Origin of the sequence: Christiangramia aestuarii (assembly GCF_009735585.1) — a bacterium.
Lineage (GTDB): Bacteria > Bacteroidota > Bacteroidia > Flavobacteriales > Flavobacteriaceae > Christiangramia > Christiangramia aestuarii.
The window spans coordinates 1-480 of the sequence record NZ_VJVW01000062.1; the positions used below are offsets into that span (position 1 = coordinate 1).

Consider the following 480-nt stretch of genomic DNA (forward strand, 5'->3'; position numbering starts at 1 on the left):
GCATCGCCCAATGCATCGCCTCCCACGGCGGCAACTGGCTGGAAAGCCGCATGTCGCGGATGGCCGGGCAGTTCGCCGGGATACTGCGGGTGGCCGTGCCGGCGGAAGGCTACGACGAACTGGTGGAAGGGCTACAGGGCCTGTCCAGCCACGGTATCCGCGTGCTCCTGGCGGAAAGCGGGATCGAGCCGGTATGCAACTGGAAGCCTATCCACCTCGACCTGGTGGGCAACGACCGCCCCGGTATCGTGCGTGACATCACCCGGCTGCTGGCCGAGCACGGGGTGAACCTGGAGAGCCTGTCCACCGAAGTGCGCCCGGCGCCGATGAGCAGCGAACCGCTGTTCCATGCCGATGCGCTGCTGGCGGTGCCGCTGACCCTGTCGCTGGACACCCTGCGCGAGCGACTGGAAGACCTGGCCGACGACCTGATGGTGGAATTGGTGCTGGACGCGTCCTGAAGTTGTTCAGGAAAGCCGG

At 66.7% G+C, this 480-nt stretch carries 1 protein-coding gene; it reads left to right on the top strand.

Features of this window, described 5'->3' with window-relative positions:
• A partial coding sequence (locus FLP08_RS16920) for a glycine cleavage system transcriptional repressor (protein ID WP_156278097.1) occupies positions 1 to 461 on the top strand: 461 nt, incomplete at its 5' end.
• Positions 462 to 480 lie beyond the last annotated feature (19 nt).